The 18,423-nt window shown below is 63.8% G+C and carries 18 protein-coding genes; 13 read left to right on the top strand and 5 right to left on the bottom strand.

The annotated features are described in order from the left end of the window. Positions 1–486: 486 nt before the first annotated feature. A complete protein-coding gene (locus AC3A4T_RS05860) occupies positions 487–1,014 on the top strand; it encodes a GspH/FimT family pseudopilin (protein WP_487674541.1) in 528 nt (175 codons plus the stop codon). A 179-nt stretch (positions 1,015–1,193) separates the two neighbouring features. On the opposite strand, the gene AC3A4T_RS05865 is transcribed toward AC3A4T_RS05860, so the two are convergent. Beyond that, on the bottom strand, positions 1,194–1,721 hold the full coding sequence (locus tag AC3A4T_RS05865) for a GspH/FimT family pseudopilin (RefSeq protein ID WP_487674542.1): 528 nt from the start codon (positions 1,719–1,721) through the stop codon (positions 1,194–1,196). A gap of 434 nt (positions 1,722–2,155) precedes the next feature. Between AC3A4T_RS05865 and AC3A4T_RS05870 the strand changes: the two genes are divergently transcribed. The 7 genes from AC3A4T_RS05870 (at position 2,156) to AC3A4T_RS05900 (ending at position 9,820) form a co-directional block, all read left to right on the top strand. Next, positions 2,156–2,713: a GspH/FimT family pseudopilin gene (locus AC3A4T_RS05870; protein ID WP_487674543.1), complete on the top strand. Its 558-nt coding sequence runs from the start codon at positions 2,156–2,158 to the stop codon at positions 2,711–2,713. Position 2,714: 1 nt separating this feature from the next. Beyond that, positions 2,715–3,242 (top strand): type IV pilus modification protein PilV, encoded by a 528-nt coding sequence (gene pilV / locus AC3A4T_RS05875; protein WP_487674544.1) that lies wholly within the window; start codon positions 2,715–2,717, stop codon positions 3,240–3,242. Then, positions 3,239–4,261 (top strand): PilW family protein, encoded by a 1,023-nt coding sequence (locus AC3A4T_RS05880; RefSeq protein ID WP_487674545.1) that lies wholly within the window; start codon positions 3,239–3,241, stop codon positions 4,259–4,261. The genes pilV and AC3A4T_RS05880 overlap by 4 nt, the downstream gene beginning before the upstream one ends. A gap of 11 nt (positions 4,262–4,272) precedes the next feature. Beyond that, a complete protein-coding gene (locus AC3A4T_RS05885) occupies positions 4,273–4,863 on the top strand; it encodes a pilus assembly PilX family protein (protein ID WP_487674546.1) in 591 nt (196 codons plus the stop codon). A 64-nt stretch (positions 4,864–4,927) separates the two neighbouring features. Beyond that, on the top strand, positions 4,928–8,692 hold the full coding sequence (locus AC3A4T_RS05890; RefSeq protein WP_487674547.1) for a pilus assembly protein: 3,765 nt from the start codon (positions 4,928–4,930) through the stop codon (positions 8,690–8,692). A gap of 21 nt (positions 8,693–8,713) precedes the next feature. Beyond that, positions 8,714–9,151, top strand: a complete 438-nt coding sequence (locus AC3A4T_RS05895) for a type IV pilin protein (RefSeq protein WP_487674548.1) — start codon at positions 8,714–8,716, stop codon at positions 9,149–9,151. 120 nt (positions 9,152–9,271) lie between these two features. After that, complete coding sequence (locus AC3A4T_RS05900) at positions 9,272–9,820, top strand: hypothetical protein (RefSeq protein WP_487674549.1); 549 nt, start codon at positions 9,272–9,274, stop codon at positions 9,818–9,820. A 306-nt stretch (positions 9,821–10,126) separates the two neighbouring features. On the opposite strand, the gene ybeY is transcribed toward AC3A4T_RS05900, so the two are convergent. The 4 genes from ybeY to AC3A4T_RS05920 all read right to left on the bottom strand — a co-directional run bounded on the left by ybeY (position 10,127) and on the right by AC3A4T_RS05920 (position 12,945). Beyond that, the gene (gene ybeY, locus AC3A4T_RS05905; protein WP_487674550.1) at positions 10,127–10,609 is read right to left on the bottom strand and encodes an rRNA maturation RNase YbeY; all 483 of its coding nucleotides are present in this window, start codon (positions 10,607–10,609) and stop codon (positions 10,127–10,129) included. A 209-nt stretch (positions 10,610–10,818) separates the two neighbouring features. Beyond that, positions 10,819–11,805, bottom strand: coding sequence for a PhoH family protein (locus AC3A4T_RS05910; RefSeq protein ID WP_046655969.1), 987 nt, complete (start codon positions 11,803–11,805; stop codon positions 10,819–10,821). Between the two features lie 160 nt (positions 11,806–11,965). After that, entirely contained in the window at positions 11,966–12,208 is a 243-nt protein-coding gene (locus AC3A4T_RS05915; protein WP_487674551.1) for a hypothetical protein, read from the bottom strand. Between the two features lie 62 nt (positions 12,209–12,270). Further along, on the bottom strand, positions 12,271–12,945 hold the full coding sequence (locus AC3A4T_RS05920; protein ID WP_487674552.1) for a phosphatase PAP2 family protein: 675 nt from the start codon (positions 12,943–12,945) through the stop codon (positions 12,271–12,273). Between the two features lie 499 nt (positions 12,946–13,444). On the opposite strand from AC3A4T_RS05920, the gene AC3A4T_RS05925 reads away from it, so the two are divergent. The 5 genes from AC3A4T_RS05925 (at position 13,445) to AC3A4T_RS05945 (ending at position 18,410) form a co-directional block, all read left to right on the top strand. Beyond that, positions 13,445–14,536 (top strand): 3-oxoacyl-[acyl-carrier-protein] synthase III C-terminal domain-containing protein, encoded by a 1,092-nt coding sequence (locus AC3A4T_RS05925; RefSeq protein WP_487674553.1) that lies wholly within the window; start codon positions 13,445–13,447, stop codon positions 14,534–14,536. Positions 14,537–14,635: 99 nt separating this feature from the next. Beyond that, positions 14,636–15,652: an NAD-dependent epimerase/dehydratase family protein gene (locus AC3A4T_RS05930; RefSeq protein ID WP_487674554.1), complete on the top strand. Its 1,017-nt coding sequence runs from the start codon at positions 14,636–14,638 to the stop codon at positions 15,650–15,652. A gap of 83 nt (positions 15,653–15,735) precedes the next feature. Further along, positions 15,736–16,560, top strand: coding sequence for an MBL fold metallo-hydrolase (locus AC3A4T_RS05935; RefSeq protein ID WP_487674555.1), 825 nt, complete (start codon positions 15,736–15,738; stop codon positions 16,558–16,560). Between the two features lie 120 nt (positions 16,561–16,680). After that, a complete protein-coding gene (locus tag AC3A4T_RS05940) occupies positions 16,681–17,364 on the top strand; it encodes a TetR/AcrR family transcriptional regulator (RefSeq protein WP_487674556.1) in 684 nt (227 codons plus the stop codon). 17 nt (positions 17,365–17,381) lie between these two features. After that, complete coding sequence (locus AC3A4T_RS05945) at positions 17,382–18,410, top strand: HlyD family secretion protein (RefSeq protein WP_487674557.1); 1,029 nt, start codon at positions 17,382–17,384, stop codon at positions 18,408–18,410. Positions 18,411–18,423 lie beyond the last annotated feature (13 nt).

An 18,423-nucleotide genomic window follows, 5' to 3' on the forward strand; every position in this document is an offset into this window, starting at 1 on the left:
AACCCGGACCCGGTTCAGGTGGTGGGATGAATGGTTCCGCCGATGAGGAGTACCTCTTCCTGAATAGGCGATTGCAGCAAAGTTCACGCCAGTAAGCGCGGTTTCAAAGAGGGGGGTGAGAAGGTGACACTGATCCCTGTATCTGCCGGCGACAGACCGCATTCGGGAGGCGTATGGCGTTCGCCCGACATCCAGCGCCATCGCCCCGGCGACGTTTCGGGCGCGGCCCAAATACCGATTTGTGGTACGGGGGCGGATTCATCGCTCGATATCGCTCGGAATGATGAGTTCACATGCGCCGGCCCACTCACGGCGCGTTCGACGAACTGCGCATGAAATCTAATGTTGAATGATTTCATGTGATTTTTTTATGTCCGATACGAGGCCGGTTTTCCGCTCGCTCCGGATGATTTACCGCTTATCGGCGTGGCCGTCCTCCTACCCGGTTCCAAGGAGATGTATTTCTCAGGGGATCTGGGAGCGGAGATGCATACACGTCATATCGGCGGTTTTACCGCGATTGAATTGCTGGTCGCGGTCGCGATTGTCGGAGTTCTGGCGGCATTGGCGGTGCCGGGCATGCGCGACGCATGGAATTCCAATCGCGTTGCGGTTTCGGCCAACGAGTTGGTCGCCGCGGTCAGCCTCGCCCGCAATGTGGGGTTTCGTAACTCACACGGCGGCTATGTCTGCGCCAGCGCCGACGGACTGAGTTGCGGCGAAAACTGGAACGACGGCTGGATCGTATGGAGCGATCGCGACGGCGATGGGGCGCCATCCTCGGCCGAAGTATTACGTCAAGTGTCGGCCACGGCTCAAATAGACATCATCGCGAGCGGGATGTCCGGCGGCGGCAAGGTGCTGTCGTTCGATGAGCGCGGCCGTCTTGTGGGGGCCGCGTCACCTAGTTTCACCCTCAAGCCGACGGCATGCACGCCCGGCGCCGAAAACGTACGCAAGATTGTGGTGAGCAGGGTCGGGCGGGTCCAACTGGATCGTGGCGTTTGCGCCTGACCGGGCTTACGACAAATCTGATGCCGCCACGAAACGTCGGTGACGGTCGGCGTCGATCCGAAAGATGGTGCCAGCCGAATTCAAGGAGCTTTCGATGTCACTCATTGTTTGATCCTTCGTTTCCTCGGATCGACGGATTCGCACGGGGACATTCGATGCCGGAATCGGCCTGCGCGCGGCTAGATACATAGCCGATCGCTATCGGATGAGATTTCGGCGACACGAAATCGTCCGGAGTTCGAAAGCGTCAGCAGCCCGATCGCATTGTGTCGGCGCGAGCAGAGAGTGAAAGTGACATTGGTTCCGGCGCTGTCGCCTTGCGGTTGGAAGACGATGCGCTTGCGGCCTTCAGTGCTGTAAAGCCGCAAGCCGCCGACGACCGGTGCGAAGCGCCGGATCACGATGTCGCGGCCGCCGGATCGCCGATCGTTGTCGAGGTCGGCGAAGACCAACCAACCTCGGCTCCAGTCCCGCGTTTCTTCGCAATCGCCCGCCTCATTCAAAGGGCAGATGACGGTGGCGCTTCCGCTTGCTACCGCGTGGCGCGTGGCGGTCAGGAAGCTTTCACCCAGCAGGGTTTGAGTTTGAGCGACGTGGGTGCGGTCGATGATCCGCCCCAACGCCGGTAGTGCGAATCCCAGCACAAGCGTCGCGATCGTAAGCGCTACCACTACTTCGATAACAGACAGTCCGCGCATCCGCTGCATATGCATTCCTTTGCATGTGAGAGAGCTGCAGCATGGCAGGCACGGATCGTGCGCGTGAACCGGAGATCGTCCCGAACGCGTATCGGATTACGCCTATGCGGCATTGGGAGTTTGCCCATGTGGACGAAACCAGCGAACGAAGCGATTGTGTGCGTCATGAGTCCGCAGTAATCGAGTGCCGTTTCGTGTTTGTTATGTGCCTGTGGTGCTACTTGGCACTTGGAAATAAGTCGATGTCGATCGATGGTGGTGGCGGTGGCTAGCGATAGAGAAAGCGTCGTGTGGTGCTATCAAATCTTTATTGCTGATTGCTATCACATCAATTGTGTATCGCTCGCCGTTCGCCCGAATGCTTGAACCGTTCGTCCCTCGAAAGATAGTGATTGTCGGTGGGTCGTCGTTAACTTCCACACGAAGTTAGTCAGGGGCTCGCCATGAAATCGAAGCGTTCCGCCGGATTCACATTGCTGGAGTTGATCGTCGCGGTGACAGTGGCTTCCATCATGTTGGCCATGGCCGTGCCCAGTCTGGTTTCCACGATCAATCGCAACCGACTCAGTGGAACCGCCAACGAACTGGTCGCTTCGTTGCAGTACGCGCGCCTGGAGGCGATCAAGCGCAACGCCAGTGTCGAAGTGTGCCGAAGCACCGATCAAAGCACCTGCAGCAGCGGCTCCGGACCTTGGGCTGCCTGGATCGTGGTCGTCCCCGACGGAGACGGTAACGGCACTGCCAACGATTCCCGGGTGCTTCAGTCGTTCCAGGTGAAATCGCCGGTCGAAGTCCGCAGCGCGGTCGGCAACGGCAAATTCACCTATCGGCCGGATGGTTTCGCCCGCGCCAGCGATACCCCGCGCGGCGCCTTCCTCAACACCAGTTTCGACATTTGCATCGCGACCAGTTACCCGGCGGAAAACCTGCGCCGCGTGCGGCTGATTTCCGGCGGGCGCGTCGCGACCGACTCCCTCGACGGCAATGGACGGTGCAGTTGACATGCGTACACGAGAATCGAAAAAACTCGGATCGACGAAAACCGCGATGCGCAGACCTTCGCGACGCCTGCAGGCCGGTGTCGGTCTGGTCGAGATTCTGGTCGCTGTGCTGGTGCTGGGTTTCGGCCTTCTGGGTGTGGCCGCGATGCAAAGCCTTGCGTTGAGGAACAGTCAAAGTTCCATGCAGCGCAGCCAGGCCGTCGTGCAAGCCTATGCCATCGTCGATTCTATGCGCGCCAACGCCGCGGAGGCCAAGAAGGGGGCCTACAACATGGCCGCGCCGCGCTGCGCGAATGGGGTGATACCCAAACCCGATTCGACCGCGACCCTGGCCGTCGCCGATCAGGCGGCATGGATGCAGGGCCTGGCCGCGAGCTTGGGCGCGCGCGATTCGACCTGCGGTCAGGTGAGTTGCGATACCGCCGGCCTGTGCACGGTCAGCGTGCGCTGGGACGATACGCGGGGCGGGACCGCAGGCGGAGAATCGAATGCGGATAAATTGACTTACACCTTGCAGGTACGGCTATGAGCGGTCTCTCGTATCGCGCGAGCGTGGTGCGCCGTGCATCGGGTTTCAGTGTGATCGAACTCATGATCGCGCTGGTGCTCGGATTGCTGTTGACCATGGGGGCGCTGTCGATCTTCCTGTCCGGGCGGGCCGCCTTTCGCACGACTGAAGATCTGTCACGCGTGCAGGAAGCGGGTCGCATCGCCTTCGAATTGATGGCCAGGGATGTACGTGAAGCCGGGGGGAACCACTGCGCATCCACGATTCGTCTCGGCAATGTGGTAACGGAGCGGGACAACGCATTCTGGACGAACTGGAACAACAGCCTGACTGGCGTCAACGGTTCAACCGCATTCGCCACCCCCGCGTTCGGATTTGGCAGCGCCGCTGGCGGCAGGGTATCCGGAACGGATGGCCTGGAAATTCATTCCACCGAAGATCTCGGCTTGTATGTCACCGCGCCAATGACGGCCAAGGACTCCGATCTGACGGTCAGCGCCGTTCCCTCAGACGTCAAGGCTGATGACGTGCTGATGGTCTGCGATTTCCGCCTCGCCTCTCTGTTCAAGGCGACCAGTGTGGGTGCGAATGCGATCGCGCATGGAACGGGCGGTAACTGCAGCAACGGCTTCAGTCGCGAAACTGCTCTGCTGTGCAAGGACGATACCGCGATTCCCGATACGTCCTGGCATCGATATGGCGCCAGCGCGATCGTCGTCAGGCCTCACCTGGTGCGCTGGTTCATTGGCAACAACGACAGCGGGAGCAAGTCTCTGTTTCGCGCGGTAGTCGATTCCAAGGGAATTCAATCGACGCCGGATGAAGTGGCCGAGGGTGTCAATCAAATGGTCCTGACCTATCTGGTGAATGGTCGAACCGACTATCAGCCGGCCGGGTCGGTCGCAGCAGCCGACTGGGCGAAGGTCAAGGCCGCGCGCGTGGTGTTGACGCTCGAAAGCGAGCGTAAGAGCGGTGTCGGCCAAGAGAGCATCAGCCGCAGCGTCACCGCGGTGCTGGCCATGCGCAATCGAAACTTGTGAGGAGCATCGTCATGTCGTCACGCCGAACTTCGTTCGCCGTACGTTCCAGTCAGAAAGGCGCGGCCTTGGCCGTCATCATGATCATGCTGCTGGTCATGATGCTGCTCGGGCTGGCCATATTGCGCAGCACCATGCTCGAAGAGCGTATGAGCGCGGGTATGTACGACCGCGGTATCGCGTTCGAGTCGGCCGAGCGCGCATTGCGCGAAGCCGAACAGTCGGTGGATGCGGCGGTAAAAAACGGCAACCCGATCGGCAGAGACTGCTCGGTACCCACAACGGCATGCCCCACGATTCCGGCCGATACGTATGTCGGTGGTGGAACTGCGTGTGCGAATGCTTCGGGTGTGGGGTGCTGGGCCAACGCGAGTGCAGGTGCTTCCGAAATGCCTGCCGCGGGTACACCGCAGTACTACGTCGAATTCATGGGGCGGCGTACCAGTGCCGACGACATGGGTGATGTAAACGGCAATCCGTACGAACCTGGAAGCGTGCCGCAGGCCACGGCCGCGTTTTATCGAGTAACCGCGCGCAGTCACGATCCGTCCAAGGTTTCGGATCGCGCTGTCGTGGTCTTGCAGTCCACTTTGATGAGCTACTGACATGAGACCGCGACTACTCGGCGAAATATCTGAACCCAACACGCGTCCGCTCGGGAGCAAGAGCATGAGATCTTTCGGTAAGCATTGCATCGGGCGTGTTCGCGATATGGCGCCGCGACTGGCCGCCGTCCTCATCGGCATGTTGGCCGCGCTGAGCGCGACACCGGCGGTGTCGGAGGTGCCGATCCAGTCGAGGCCGTTGGCGCTGGGTAACGACGTGCCCAACAATCTTGTATTGGTGCCCTCGGTCGAGTTTCCCACTGTCAACGCCAAGGCCAACTTCACCATGGTCGGTAACGTAGACGTTTATAACGCAAGCACTACGTATGTGGGTTATTTCGATTCAGCCAAGTGTTACAAGTACAATTTTGCTACCAACGAGAGAGATCGATTTTTCGAGCCGGTTGGGGTAACCGCTAATCACCAATGCTCCGGAGCGCTTAAGCAGTGGAGCGGAAACTTCTTGAATTGGGCTGTCACCCAGACCATCGACCCGTTCCGTAAGGCGCTGACGGGTGGCTATCGCGTTCGCGACACTACCACCCAAGTCTGGCTCGAAAAGGCGAGGCACGACAATAACGACTACGGCAAGGAATTTTTTCCGGATGTGGGGATTCCGGCTGCCCAGATTCAAAGCGTGTTTCCTGCCAGCGATCAGTGGCCGTTGCGCATGAAGGTGCGTAATCTAGGCAACAAAATGCGCTTCACTCGGGATGGCTCCGGCAACATCGACGGCGCCGCAGTTTCTTATAACCCAGCTGCGCATGCTCTCAGTGGTAAGTCCGGCTCAGCCAGCGACACGACCGTGTATGAGGTAAGCGTGCGGGTCGCTGTTTGCGTCAATTCGGGTGCGGTAACGCCCGAGGCGAATTGCAAGCAATATGGGAACACGTGGAAGCCCGAAGGTCTGATTCAGAAATATAACGATAAATTGCGTTTCAGCATATTTGGATATTTGAACGACTCCAGTCCGGGCCGCGACGGCGGCGTCCTTCGGGCCAGGCAGAAATACGTGGGGCCGTACAGCTACGATCCCGTGGCGGGGCCGAAGGACAACCCCAATAAGGAGTGGGATCCCGTCACTGGCATACAGCTTGGTACTTATAATAATCCGGACCCGGTTGACGCAACGGCGACCAATACTCGCAACAGCACCAGCGTCGTAGTCAATAGCGGTGTGATCAATTATCTAAACAAGTTCGCGCAGACCACCGCCAACGACGCCAAGGGGATGGATAACGTCAGCGAGCTTTACTATGCGGCGGTGCGGTACTTCAGGGGGCAGGACAATGTTCCCGAGTACACCAATATTCCGGCCGGGCAGGCGGCCAAACAGACTGATCTGTTTCCTGTGATCACCGACTGGGTCAATCCGGTCCAGTACCAGTGCCAGCGCAACGTTGCGGTCGGCATCGGCGATACCTATACCCATCTCGACAGAAATCTGCCCGGGTCGACGAAGAAGGATTCGACTCCGGCCATGCCGCCGAAGGTGGCGGCGGATACGATGGTCAATGTCGAGACCGCGCTGGGAAATGTGTTCCGATTGGAGGGTATTAGTAAATCGACTATTGCCACGTTCAATTCCGGCGGCAATGTCAATTCGGGTTTCATTGCAGGGCTCGCGTATTACTCCCACACCAAGGACATGCAGCCGAACATGCCCGGAATGCAGACCTTGAGTACCTATTGGGTCGATGTTCTTCCATTTAAGACGGTAGTGAGGCGTGAAGATAATCAGTACTACCTCGCGACGAAATACGGCGGCTTCGATGTGCCGGCGGGATTCGATCCGGATACACGCGTCGATCCACTTCCGGATGCTCTGTGGACAGACGGCGACAAGGTCGGGCTCAACGACCAGGTGAATGAAAAGCGTCCGCGCAATTTCTACGTGGCCTACCAGGCCGAACAGATGGTGTCCGGTCTGACCCGGGCCTTTGAAAGTGCCGGCGCCGATCGCCGTGGCGCGGCCGCGGGCCTGGGCACCAATGGCGCGACCTTGGAGCAGGGGGCGACGATCTATTCGCCGACCTATTTCAATGACTGGCACGGCGATCTGACGTCGTATCGTATCGATCCGGTGACCAAGGCGAACATCCCGGTCTGGACGGCAGGAGCGGTCGTGCCTGCGCCGGCTGCCCGGAAGATATTCGCCAACAGCGACGGCTATCGGGAATTCCGGTACGACCTGTTGTCGGCTGCCGACAAGACCAACCTCGGGAGCGGCAGCTTCTCGGGTGCGACCGCGGCCGACGTTGTGGATTACCTGCGCGGAGTACGGACCAAGGAAGTCTCCAATGGCGGCCCCTTGCGCAATCGCGGCGGCGTACTCGGGGATTTCGTCAACTCGTCGCCGGTCTATGTCGGCAAGCCCTCGCCGAATCAGTACAGCTATGCGACGTTTACCGGCGGTGGCAAGCCCTATAACGACTTTGCCGCAGCCAAGGCAACGCGGACACCACTCGTTTACGTCGGCGGCAATGACGGCATGCTGCATGGATTCAATGCGGCCACGGGGGCGGAAGCGTATGCCTTCGTGCCCGCCGCAGCCCTCAATATCCCAGGTGGCCTGACCGGATATGCGACGCCCGGTTATCCGCATCGCTATTTCGTGGACGGCGAGCTTACGGTGGCCGACGTCTACCTGGACGGTGCGTGGAAGACCGTGCTGGTAGGGACCATGGGGCGCGGCGGGAAGGGGGTTTTCGCGCTCGACATCACCGATCCGGGCGACATCAAATTCTTGTGGGAAAAGTACGGCGCACAGGTTCCGAGCCTGGGCAACAACCTGGGCAAGCCGGTGATCGCGCAGACGGCCAATGGCGTCTGGCAGGTCCTGCTGGGCAATGGTCCTAATAGCACGGACGGAAAGGCGCAGTTGGTGACCTTGGATGTAGGTACCGGCGCGGTGGGCGCTATCGATACCGGAGTCGGCTCCGACAACGGATTGTCGGGTGTGCGGGCCTGGGATTCCAATGGAGACGGCTTCATCGACAGTGCCTACGCCGGTGACTTCAAGGGCAATCTGTGGAAGTTCAGCAATATCGGTACCGGAACCGCCAGAGCGACGGTGCTTTTCCGCGCGGTGGATTCGGGCGGGAACGCACAGGCAATCACCGCCACTCCGTTGGTCGGCCGCAAGCCGGACTCCTTGGAAACCTGGGTGTTCTTCGGCACCGGGCGGTTTCTGGGTGGCGCCGACTTGAGCGACAAGTCGGTTCAGACCTGGTACGGAATCAGGGATACCGGAGCCTTGGTGACCGCCGCGAACCTCGCCACTCGCACGATCGAGTACGAGGGGCCGCTCAAGGATAAAGATGGCAATAATGTCGAAGTCCGCGTGATATCGGCTTCGAAGGAAGGCGATATGGTCGAAAAGTTCGGCTGGAAGCTCGACCTGGTCACGCCCGCGGGAACCGCGATGGGTGAGCGAATGGTGGTTCCCAACCTGTTCGATGGCAACCGCCTGCTGGGCATCAGTCGGATTCCGAACAACAGCGATCCATGTAACGTCGGCGGCAACGGTTGGTTGATGGAAATCGATCCGTTCACCGGCGGACGCATCGACTCCGGCATCTTCGACATCAACGGCGACGGAATAATCGACAACAATGACGCCGTGGTGGGCACAGGCGATAACCCTTCCAGGTATCCGTCCGGAAAGCGTACCGACGGCTCGTTGAACCCGGTCGTCATCATTCCAGGCAAGAACGGCAACTTGATCGAGGGCTCCAATCAAGACGACAAGATCGAAGGGGTGCCGACACCGGTCACGGGATTGGGCGCGAAACGTGTCGCGTGGCGAGAAATCCTGCGGGACGGATAGCGCTGGACAGCATCGATCTGCATGAAGTTGTCGTCTTCCAGGGGAACTGCTGTGTCAAATCGTAAATGCTCGGGTTTTACGCTCATCGAGTTGATGATCGTCGTTGCCATAGTGGCGATTCTCGCTGGGCTCGCTTACTCGTCCTACCAAGCCCAAGTCATCAAGTCGCGCCGTGCCACTGCCACGGCGTGCCTGATGGGGCAGGTGCAGTACATGGAGCGGTACTACACGACCAGGTTCACCTACACTGGCGCGACTGTGCCAGCCGGTGGCTGCGTCACCGAGCTCAATGGCTTCTACACGTTTGGTAGCGTCATAGACACGACGTCTTACACCTTGACCGCGACCCCGGCGGGGGCGCAGGCCAGTGGCGATGGAAAATGCATGACGATGTCGATCAACGACAAGGGAATTAAGGCCAAGTCCGGAACGGCAACGAATGTGCTCGACTGTTGGTGAGCGAAGACGCGACCGGTATGGACGCCGTTGCCGACGATTTCGCTAATTCCTACGAGGCGTGCGGCGGAAATCCGATTTCCGCTGCCCGCGGCCGGATCTAGCATTGCTCAGTGCCGATGGATGTCGGCCGAAACGATCGATAAATATCATTCAAGGACGAGGAAACGCATGCGTAAGTCAAATGTTGTTTTATGCACGGCCATGGCGCTCACGATGGCGATTGCCGCCCCTTCGGCATTTGCTTCCGTCAATGCAGCGCAGGCGTATGAATACGTGGACGTCGGTGGCTATTTGACCGATGACTCCGAGATCAACGCTTGGTATGAAATGCAGCATCACCTGCGCGAAAACTTCGACGAAATCTGCGGCGACACCTTCTGCGAAGGCGACTACAGCAACATCTACGCCTTGCGTTTCCGATGCTCGGTCGAGCAGTCCAGCGGCGTGATCGGGCGTTGCGTGTGGGTGTTCGCGGCGAGCAACGAGGAGATCGATCCGGCCACCGGCAAGATCCAGGTGACGCCGAAGGTCTGGCGTTGCCGCGCGCCGCTGGCGCCCAAGACCACGGTGTCGGCTTTGCTGGGCGCGTTGGCAGGCGAGCGGCCTTTGTACGCGACCTTGCCGGGGACGACGGTGTCGATTTACGACGGGCTGATCGACTGCCTTTGATCGCAGCGGTTGGTCGCTGCGGTTGATGGCGAATGCTGCCTCGTTGGCGAGGCCGCATCAAAGGCATGAAGGTCTTGTTGTCGAGCCGCGGCGCGGAACCTCTGGCCGCGCGGGCCTTTAGGCGCCGCCATGGTTCTCTCGGGCTATGCCTGAGATGAATCGCCGCGTCATCGACTTCGCGTATCAAGGTGCCCCAGTGATTCCAGGCCCCATGCGCGAATCGGAGCAAACCCCGACCCGCGTTCGTCGGTCATTCCCGCGAAACCGATCGGCCTGCCCGCCGAGGATCACTCTTCCAGCCAACGATCACTCTTCCAGATAAGGATCCGCGATCCCCAACGACGCCAGGATCTCGCGCTCCAGTTGCTCCATGCATTCGGCTTCGCGCTCGTCCTCGTGATCCCAGCCGAGCAGGTGCAGGGTGCCGTGCACGGTCAGGTGCGCGTAATGATCGTTGAGCGGCTTCTTCTGTTCGCGCGCTTCGCGTACGACCACCGGCGCGCAGATCACCAGGTCGCCGAGCAGCGGCAGCTTGACGCCCTTCGGCAGGCCTTCGGGCAGGTCGGCGGGGAAGCTCAGCACATTGGTGGCGTAGTCGCGGTCGCGGTAGTGGCGGTTGAGCGAACGGCCCTCCTTGCTGCCGACGATGCGGATCGCCAGGTCGGCTTCGCGGATGCGGCCTTTCAACGCGGCGGCGACCCACTTGCGGAAACTGTTCGCCGCCGGCAGGCCCTTGCGCGGCAGGGCGTAGCTGACGGCGACATCGAGACGGACGGGACCTTGGGTCATCGTGGTACTCACTGCGGTGCGGGCTGATGGGGGAGACGCAACGCTAAGGGTTCATCGGTAGTGCACGGAATGGACTGGCCGATCGCGGGACCGGGCCGCGACCCGTGACGCCAACGCGGGCGGCGATGCAGGCCGCGCCGGCGCGAACACTATCGCAGCGCCGGCAACGAACGTCGCACGTCGCCGGCACAACACCGGCATCGCGCCGATCAGGCCGCCGGGCCGGTCTGCGCGTCCTTCGCATCGCGCGCGTCATAGGCGCTCACGATGCGTGCGACCAGCGGATGGCGGACCACGTCCTTGGCTTCGAAGAAGGTGAAGCTGATTCCGTTGACGTTGCGCAACACCTCGAGGGCGTCTTTCAATCCCGACTTGATGTGCTTGGGCAGATCGCCCTGGGTCATGTCGCCGGTGACCACCGCGGTGCTGCCGTAGCCGATGCGGGTCAGGAACATCTTCATTTGTTCGATGGTGGTGTTCTGCGCTTCGTCGAGGATCACATAGGCATCGTTGAGCGTGCGCCCGCGCATGTAGGCCAGCGGCGCGATCTCGATGACGTTGCGTTCCAGCAGCTTGACCACCTTCTCGACCCCGAGCATCTCGTACAGCGCGTCGTACAGCGGGCGCAGGTAGGGGTCGACTTTCTGGGTCAGGTCGCCCGGCAGGAAGCCGAGCTTTTCGCCGGCCTCGACCGCGGGGCGCACCAGGATCAAGCGCTGCACGCGCGATTCGTTCAGCGCTTCGACCGCGCTGGCGACGGCGAGAAAGGTCTTGCCGGTACCGGCCGGGCCGATGCCGAAATTGATGTCGTGGGTGGCGATCGCATGCAGGTACTTGGCCTGATTGACCCCGCGGCCGCGGATGGTGCCGCGCTTGACCCGGATCGCGACTTCCTGCGGTTCGATGTCCTGCGCCACCAGTTGCTCGGCGCCGGTTTCGGTCAGGGCCAGATGGATCGCGGATTCGTCGAGGGTTTCCTCGGCGGCGTCCTTCCACAGCCGGCGCAGCAGCTTCTCGGCCTCGCCGACCACGCGCTCGGGGCCGTCGATGCGGAAGATGTTGCCGCGATTGGCGATTTCCACGCCCAGTCGCAGTTCGATCATGCGCAGATGCGCGTCGAACGGTCCGCTGAGGTTGGCCAGACGTTCGCTGTCGGCAGGATCGAGGGTGAATTCGGAAACGGTTCGGGCAGACATAGACAAAGCGTAAGCAGATTCGAGCACGCAATGCGCGCCGGGGCGTCACAGCTTGCGCCTGTCGCGACGTTTTCGCAAAGCCGCGCGGGCCGTTGCGGCCGGTCCGGGGCGGTGCGAAGCGCGTCGGCCGGCGCGGTGCCGGGCCGGCGACGCGCCGACATCAATCGCGCGGCGGGCGGCCTTCTCGCCAGGCCCGCCAGATCCGCAGCGCGCCCATCAGGGTCAGCAGGATCGAGCCGATCAGCCACAGCAAGGTGATCGCATCGGCGTCGAACGGGCCGTGGCGGGTGGCGCGCATCCACGAGCGCACCAGGCCGAGCAGGCCCAGGCCGAGAAACCAGAAACCGATCGCGCCGCGGGAAAACAGGCCGGGCGGATTCGAGGGGGCGGGGGCATCGGGCATGGGGAGCTCCTTCGGTGAGCAGCGGATCGGGCCACTGTCGGCCGTTGTCCGACGCGAATCGATCAGGCGCGGATCGGATCCAGCTCAGGGCGTCCAGTTCGCCACAGCGGCGTGCCCGCGAGCAAGAGGCCGAGCGTCGCAGTGGCCAGACCGCCGGCGATGTCCCACACATAGTGCTGGCCGGTGGTGATCACGCTGGGGGTCAGCACGACGAGCGCCGACCAGACCCAGGGCCGCAGCCGCGGATATTGCGCGGCGAACCCGGCCGCGGCCACCACCGGAATGGTGATGTGGCCCGACGGAAAGCAGTTGTTGACCCCGTCGAGCGCGTGCAGGCAACGCCAGGCGGCCTCGGTCAGCGGATCCAGCCCCTGCGGCAACGGCGGACGCACGATCCGGGTCGGCCACAGCAGCCAGATTGCGGCGTCGAGCAGGATCGCGACGACATAGGCGTGCATCGTCGCCAGCAGGTAGCGGCGCTCGCGAATCGCCAGCACCAGCGCCGGGCCGGCCAACAGCAGCAGCCAGTACGGCCAGATCGTCCACGCCTGCCGGCCCAGCGCGTGATCGAGCGCGGTGTACGGCAACAATCGAGGCTCGCTCAGCGGATAGGCGTTGATGCCCAGGTACAGCGCGGTGTTGATCGTCATCGCGATCACCACGATGGCGATGCGCCGCGACAGCGCGACCGTATCGGTGCCGGCGGCGGCGCGGGTGCGGACATCGGCGGCGAGCATCTGCGGTGGTTGGTCCGGCGGCGATTTATCCGCTCAGCATGTTCGATGCGGGCATGGCGACGCCAGTGTCGCAGCGTTGTTGCGCGATGATCTCATTGTCGACGGAGCCCGATTCTTGTGCGAGGGCGTCAGACATGAGGCTTTGCGCACGTTGGCGAGTGTTGTTTCGGTTCGACGCGATAAGCGATGCGAACGCGGCTGTACGATGGCGCTGTCACGATGCATTCGGACGCGCAGCGACGCTCGGCGCATTTGCGCCAGCGGCAAGGCCTTGCCGTGACGTTTCGCCGAGGAACGATGACGCTTGCACGCGCACGGAGCAGTGGCGTCGTGGGTGAAGGCGCTCCCGTGATGGACGCCTGAGTCGCCAGCAGATACGAAACCTCGCTTCGCCGCGCCAAGCTTCCGTCAGCCGCGTCATGCCGCCGCGGCCGACCTGATTCAGAATTCCCGTCCCATATCGGCAAACGCGCCGCACTGGCTCATACTGCCGGCGCACATGGATACCGAATCGAAGGACACGGCGCGCGCGCGCGCCGATCAACCACACGGCGCGCAGCGCAGGCGCGTCCCGGGGCACGGCCCGGGCCCCGACCTGGATTGGCGCGTGCGCATCGCCGGCCTGGGCCGTTATCTGCCGCAGCGCCGCGTCGCCAGCGCCGAGATCGAGCAGCGCGTCGGCCTGCCCGCGGGCTGGGCGCTGCAAAACAGCGGCGTCGCGTTCCGCCACTGGGCCGAACCCGAACACGAGCGCGCCAGCTGGATGGGCGCGCAGGCCGCGCGCATGGCCTGCGAACAGGCCGGCATCGCGGTCGGCGACGTCGATCTGATCGTTAATGCTTCAGGTTCGGCCGAGCGCGCGATTCCCGACGGCGGGCCGCTGCTGCAACGCGAACTCGGCCTCGGCCGTTCCGGCATTCCATCCTTGTCGGTGCATGCGACCTGCCTGAGTTTCGTCGCCGCGCTGGAACTGGCCGCCGAACGCATCCATCACGGCCGCATCGAGCGCGCGCTGATCGTCAGCAGCGAAATCGCCTCGGTCGGCCTGGATTTCGAAAGCCCCGAGGTCTGCACGCTGTTCGGCGACGGCGCGGCCGCGGCAGTGCTCGCGCGCGCGCCCGACGACAGCCCCAGCCGCATCCACCGCATCGCCTGGCGCACGATGGGCGAGGGCGTCGAAATCACCACCCTGCGCGGCGGCGGCAGCTGGCGTCCGCCGTTGGGACCGCTGACCACCCCGGCCGATGCGGTGTTCTCGATGCAGGGACAGGCCGCGCTGCGCAGCGGCATCCGTCTGGTGCCGTACGTGATGCGTCAGCTCGGTCTGGACGATCGCGCCGCGCGCGACGCCTTGCGCTGGGTCGCCGCGCATCAGGCCAGCCGCGCCGCGCTCGACGTGATCGCACAGATCGGCTTCGAGCACGCGCGCATGGTGAATACGCTCGAAAACACCGGCAACTGCATCGCCGCATCGATTCCGCTGGCGCTGGAGCAGGGCGTGCGCGAAGGCACGATCCGCCGCGGCGAACCCGGGGTCTTGCTCGGCACCGGCGCCGGCCTGTCCGGTGTCGGCCTGACCATGACGTACTGACGCCATGACGAGCGGCGTTGCGATGCGGTCGATGCCTGCGGCGCGGATGTTGCGCGACGACGCGGGCGATTGCGCAGGTAATCGCGCAGGCGACCGCGCATGAGTACGCAACGCATCGTCATCACCGGCGCCACCGGTTTTCTCGGCGGCGCGCTCGCCCGCCATCTGCTCGCCACGCGGCCGTGGACGCAAGTGGTCGGCCTCGGCCGCGACCTTGAGCGCGGCCGCGCGCTGCAGGCGCAGGGCATCGAATTCCTCGCCGTCGACCTCACCGACGAAGGCGCCGTGCATCGCGCCCTGCGCGGCGCCGACACCGTGGTGCATTCGGCCGCGTTGTCGAGCCCCTGGGGCCGGCGCGAGGCTTTCGTCGCGGCGAACATCGACGCCACCGATCACGTCGTGACCGCCTGCATCGCGCGGCAAGTGCGGCGCCTGGTGCACATCTCCACGCCCGGCATCTACCACGACGGCCAGCCGCATCACGGCATCCGCGAAGACCATCCGCTGCCGGCGCGCGCGGTCAACGATTACGCCGCGACCAAGCTGATCGCCGAACGCCGCCTGTTCGAACGTTGCGCCGGCGGCGGCGTATCGGCGCTGGCGCTGCGGCCGCGCGCGATCTTCGGCCCCGGCGACAGCGCGATCCTGCCGCGCATCGCCCAGGCATTGCGCAGCGGCCGCCTGCGCCGGATCGGCGCGGACGATTGCACGGTCGACCTGAGCTATATCGACAACGTGGTCGATGCGGTCGTGCTGGCGATGGACGCGTCATGGCGCTTGAACGGCCGCGTCTACAACATCAGCAACGGCGAACCGGTGGCGATCTGGAGCGTGATCGACCGGCTCGCCGACGCGCTGTCGCTGCCGCGTCCAAACAAGCGCATGCCCAAACCGGTCGCGCTGGCATTGGCGGGCACGGTCGAAGCGTTCTATCGCCGCTTCAAGCCCGACGGCGAACCACCGCTGCTGCGTTACGGCATCGAATTGCTCAGCGTCGACATGACCTTGGACATAACACGCGCCCGCGACGAGCTGGGGTATCGTCCGCGCGTGAACATGGACGACGCCCTCGACAAAACCCTGAGCGAACTGGCGCGCGCCGAGGCCCGCCGGTGAGCGGCGAGGTCGCGTTGACGCTGGCCGCGTCTGGCCATAGTTGCGCCGACCCGCGTCATCTGGGCTTCGAGGCCGGACCAGCGATGCGGTTTCCCGCCGGTTGGGCGCTGATCGAACATCCGGTGCAGGGCGCGATCCTGTTCGACTGCGGCTACGGCCCGAGCGCGCGCGCGGCGATGCGCGGCGGCTTGCGCTGGATTTACCGGCGCGCGATCCATGCCTGTTCGTCCGCGCATACCGATGCCGCGCCGTTGCTGCGCCAGCGCGGCATCGACGCCGAGCAAGTGCGGATGGTCGTGATCAGCCATTTCCATCCCGATCATATCGGCGGGCTCGATCAATTCCGTCGCGCGCGTTTCGTCGCCCATGCCGACGCCTGGAATCACCTGCGCGAACTGAGTTGGTTCGGCCTGCTGCATGCGCAGATATGGAAGGAGCTGCTGCCGGACGATTTCGCCGCGCGCCTGCAATTGCTCGACGAACACGGCCGCCGCCCCTTGCCGGTGGACTGGAGCGGGCTGGGCGAGGGCTGGGATCTGTTCGGCGACGGCAGCCTGCACGTGGTTGCCTTGCCCGGGCATGCGCGCGGCCAGATCGGCCTGGCGGTGCGCACCGGCGACGGTGAACGCGTGGTGCTGGCCGCCGATGCGTTCTGGCGGCGCGAGCAGCTCGACCGCGATCGGCCGTTGCCGTGGCTGACCCAGCGCCTGGTAATGGACGATGCCGCCGCTTACCTCGACACCGTGCGCCGGCTCGCCCGGTTCCGCGACAGCCACCCCGGCGCCTGGGTGATCCCCTCGCATTGCGCCGACACCCTGGCCGCGTGGCGGCAACGGCATCCGTCGGCGGTGCTGGATGAGGCCACGGGCGAGGGCGATTTGGCGGCGCAAGAGATCGTGACCGGCTGAAATGGCCGATGCCCGGCAAGGTCGCCGAGGCCCAGCGTTCGATCAGTCAGGCAGCGGGTCATCCGACCGCTCATCGGTTGCCGCTTGCGAACTAATTAATCATTGAATTAAATATGTCGCATGGATGCCCCCACCCCCACCAAGCGCGGCCGCCCGCGCAAGACCGCCGCCCCCAAGCGCGCACCGGGCCGTCCGGCCGCGGCCGACAATCCCGACCTGCGCGCGCGCCTGCTCGATGCGGCGATCGCCTGCTATGTCCGCCACGGCATCGCCGCGACCTCGCTGCGCGCGATCGCCACCGAGGCCGGGGTCAACCCGGCGCTGCTGCACTACTACTTCGGCGATAAACAACAATTGCAGGAAGCGGTCAGCAGCGAGCGCCTGGTGCCGGTGTTCCTGAGCCTGCGCGATGGCCTGATGGGCGAGGGCAAGGACGTGTTCGACCTGATCGGCGGCTTCGTCGCCGGCATCGGCCGCATCGTCGCCCTGCATCCCTGGCTGCCGTCGCTGTGGGTGCGCGAGGTGCTGTGCGAGGGCGGCGCGTTGCGCGAAAGCATCCTGTTCCAGCAGATCGGTCCGGTGCTGCCGCGGATGATGGCCAAGCGCTTCGCCCAGGCCCAGGCCGAGGGCCGGATCAACGCCGATCTGGACCCGCGCCTGCTGATGGTCAGCCTGATCGGGCTGACCCTGTTTCCGGCCGCGAGCGCGCCGATCTGGCGGCATATGTTCGACGCGGACGATCTCGATCTGGACGCCCAGCGCCGGCATGCGCTGGCCTTGCTCGACCGGGGATTGACGCCATGAGAAGCGAGGGCGCTTACATGAAAACCAAGTCGGTCATGGATCCCGCGGATCGCGGTCCGGTCGGTTCGACGCGAATCGCTTCGCGCCCGAGCGCGAAGACGAAAGCCTGGCTGCTCGCAGCGTTCGCCGCGACCCTGCTCGGCGCCTGCGCCAAGCACGAACCGCAGGCGCTGGGCACGCTGGAATGGGATCGGGTGACCTTGCCCGCGCCGGCCGCGGAAAAAATCGTGCAGATCGATGTGCGCGAAGGCCAGCGGATCAAAGCCGGCACCCGCGTGCTGCAGCTCGAACTCGACCGTACCCGTTCGCAATTGAACGCCGCGCAGGCGCAGGCGCGCCAATCGGCCGATGCGCTGGCCGAACTCGAAGCCGGCCCGCGCAGCGAAACCATCGCCCAGGCGCGAGCCAACCTCGCCGCCGCGCAGGCGCAGCAGCGCGACGCCAGCGCCTACTACGCGCGGGTGCAGCCGCTTGGCCGGCGGCAGTTGATCGCCGCGGCCGAAGTCGATCGCGCGCGCGCCGCCGCCGGCAACGCGCAGGCGCAGGTAGGCGTCGCCCAGGCCGCGTTGCTCGAACTCGAACACGGCACCCGCCGCGAACAGATCGCGCAGGGCCAATCCGCGCTCGCCGCGGCCCAGGCGCAAGCGCAGGTGCAGGCGGTGACGTTCGGCAAACTCGATGTGCTCGCGCCGCGCGACGGCGTCGTCGACAGCCTGCCGTACAAACTCGGCGATCAGGCCCCGGTGGGTTCGCCGTTGGCGGTGATGCTGGTCGGCGCGCGCCCGTATGCGCGGGTGTACGTGCCCGAACCGATCCGCCAGGACGTGCGTGTCGGGACTCAGGCGCGGGTCTACATCGAAGGCCGCGAGCAGGCTTGGAACGGGCGCGTGCGGATGATCCGCAGCGAGTCCAGCTTCACGCCGTACTACGCGCTGACCGGCGAAGACGCCGCGCGCCTGAGTTATCTGGCCGAAGTCGAACTGAGCGACGCGAAATCCGCCGATCTGCCGGCCGGCTTGCCGGTGCGGGTCGAGTTCGCGCCATGAGCGACGCCGCGCT

The organism is Lysobacter sp. Soil_N_51, from assembly GCF_057655755.1.

Bases quoted from the DNA above. Each gene is read 5' to 3' on its own strand.
- AC3A4T_RS05895 (WP_487674548.1), top strand. From the start codon at position 8,714: ATGAAGTTGTCGTCTTCCAGGGGAACTGCTGTGTCAAATCGTAAATGC.
- AC3A4T_RS05930 (WP_487674554.1), top strand. From the start codon at position 14,636: ATGAGTACGCAACGCATCGTCATCACCGGCGCCACCGGTTTTCTCGGC.
- AC3A4T_RS05910 (WP_046655969.1), bottom strand. From the start codon at position 11,805: ATGTCTGCCCGAACCGTTTCCGAATTCACCCTCGATCCTGCCGACAGC.
- AC3A4T_RS05935 (WP_487674555.1), top strand. From the start codon at position 15,736: ATGCGGTTTCCCGCCGGTTGGGCGCTGATCGAACATCCGGTGCAGGGC.
- AC3A4T_RS05915 (WP_487674551.1), bottom strand. From the start codon at position 12,208: ATGCCCGATGCCCCCGCCCCCTCGAATCCGCCCGGCCTGTTTTCCCGC.
- AC3A4T_RS05880 (WP_487674545.1), top strand. From the start codon at position 3,239: ATGAGCGGTCTCTCGTATCGCGCGAGCGTGGTGCGCCGTGCATCGGGT.
- AC3A4T_RS05900 (WP_487674549.1), top strand. From the start codon at position 9,272: ATGTCGGCCGAAACGATCGATAAATATCATTCAAGGACGAGGAAACGC.
- AC3A4T_RS05865 (WP_487674542.1), bottom strand. From the start codon at position 1,721: ATGCAGCGGATGCGCGGACTGTCTGTTATCGAAGTAGTGGTAGCGCTT.
- pilV (WP_487674544.1), top strand. From the start codon at position 2,715: ATGCGTACACGAGAATCGAAAAAACTCGGATCGACGAAAACCGCGATG.
- ybeY (WP_487674550.1), bottom strand. From the start codon at position 10,609: ATGACCCAAGGTCCCGTCCGTCTCGATGTCGCCGTCAGCTACGCCCTG.
- AC3A4T_RS05920 (WP_487674552.1), bottom strand. From the start codon at position 12,945: ATGCTCGCCGCCGATGTCCGCACCCGCGCCGCCGCCGGCACCGATACG.
- AC3A4T_RS05890 (WP_487674547.1), top strand. From the start codon at position 4,928: ATGAGATCTTTCGGTAAGCATTGCATCGGGCGTGTTCGCGATATGGCG.
- AC3A4T_RS05885 (WP_487674546.1), top strand. From the start codon at position 4,273: ATGTCGTCACGCCGAACTTCGTTCGCCGTACGTTCCAGTCAGAAAGGC.
- AC3A4T_RS05860 (WP_487674541.1), top strand. From the start codon at position 487: ATGCATACACGTCATATCGGCGGTTTTACCGCGATTGAATTGCTGGTC.
- AC3A4T_RS05940 (WP_487674556.1), top strand. From the start codon at position 16,681: ATGGATGCCCCCACCCCCACCAAGCGCGGCCGCCCGCGCAAGACCGCC.
- AC3A4T_RS05925 (WP_487674553.1), top strand. From the start codon at position 13,445: ATGGATACCGAATCGAAGGACACGGCGCGCGCGCGCGCCGATCAACCA.
- AC3A4T_RS05945 (WP_487674557.1), top strand. From the start codon at position 17,382: ATGAAAACCAAGTCGGTCATGGATCCCGCGGATCGCGGTCCGGTCGGT.
- AC3A4T_RS05870 (WP_487674543.1), top strand. From the start codon at position 2,156: ATGAAATCGAAGCGTTCCGCCGGATTCACATTGCTGGAGTTGATCGTC.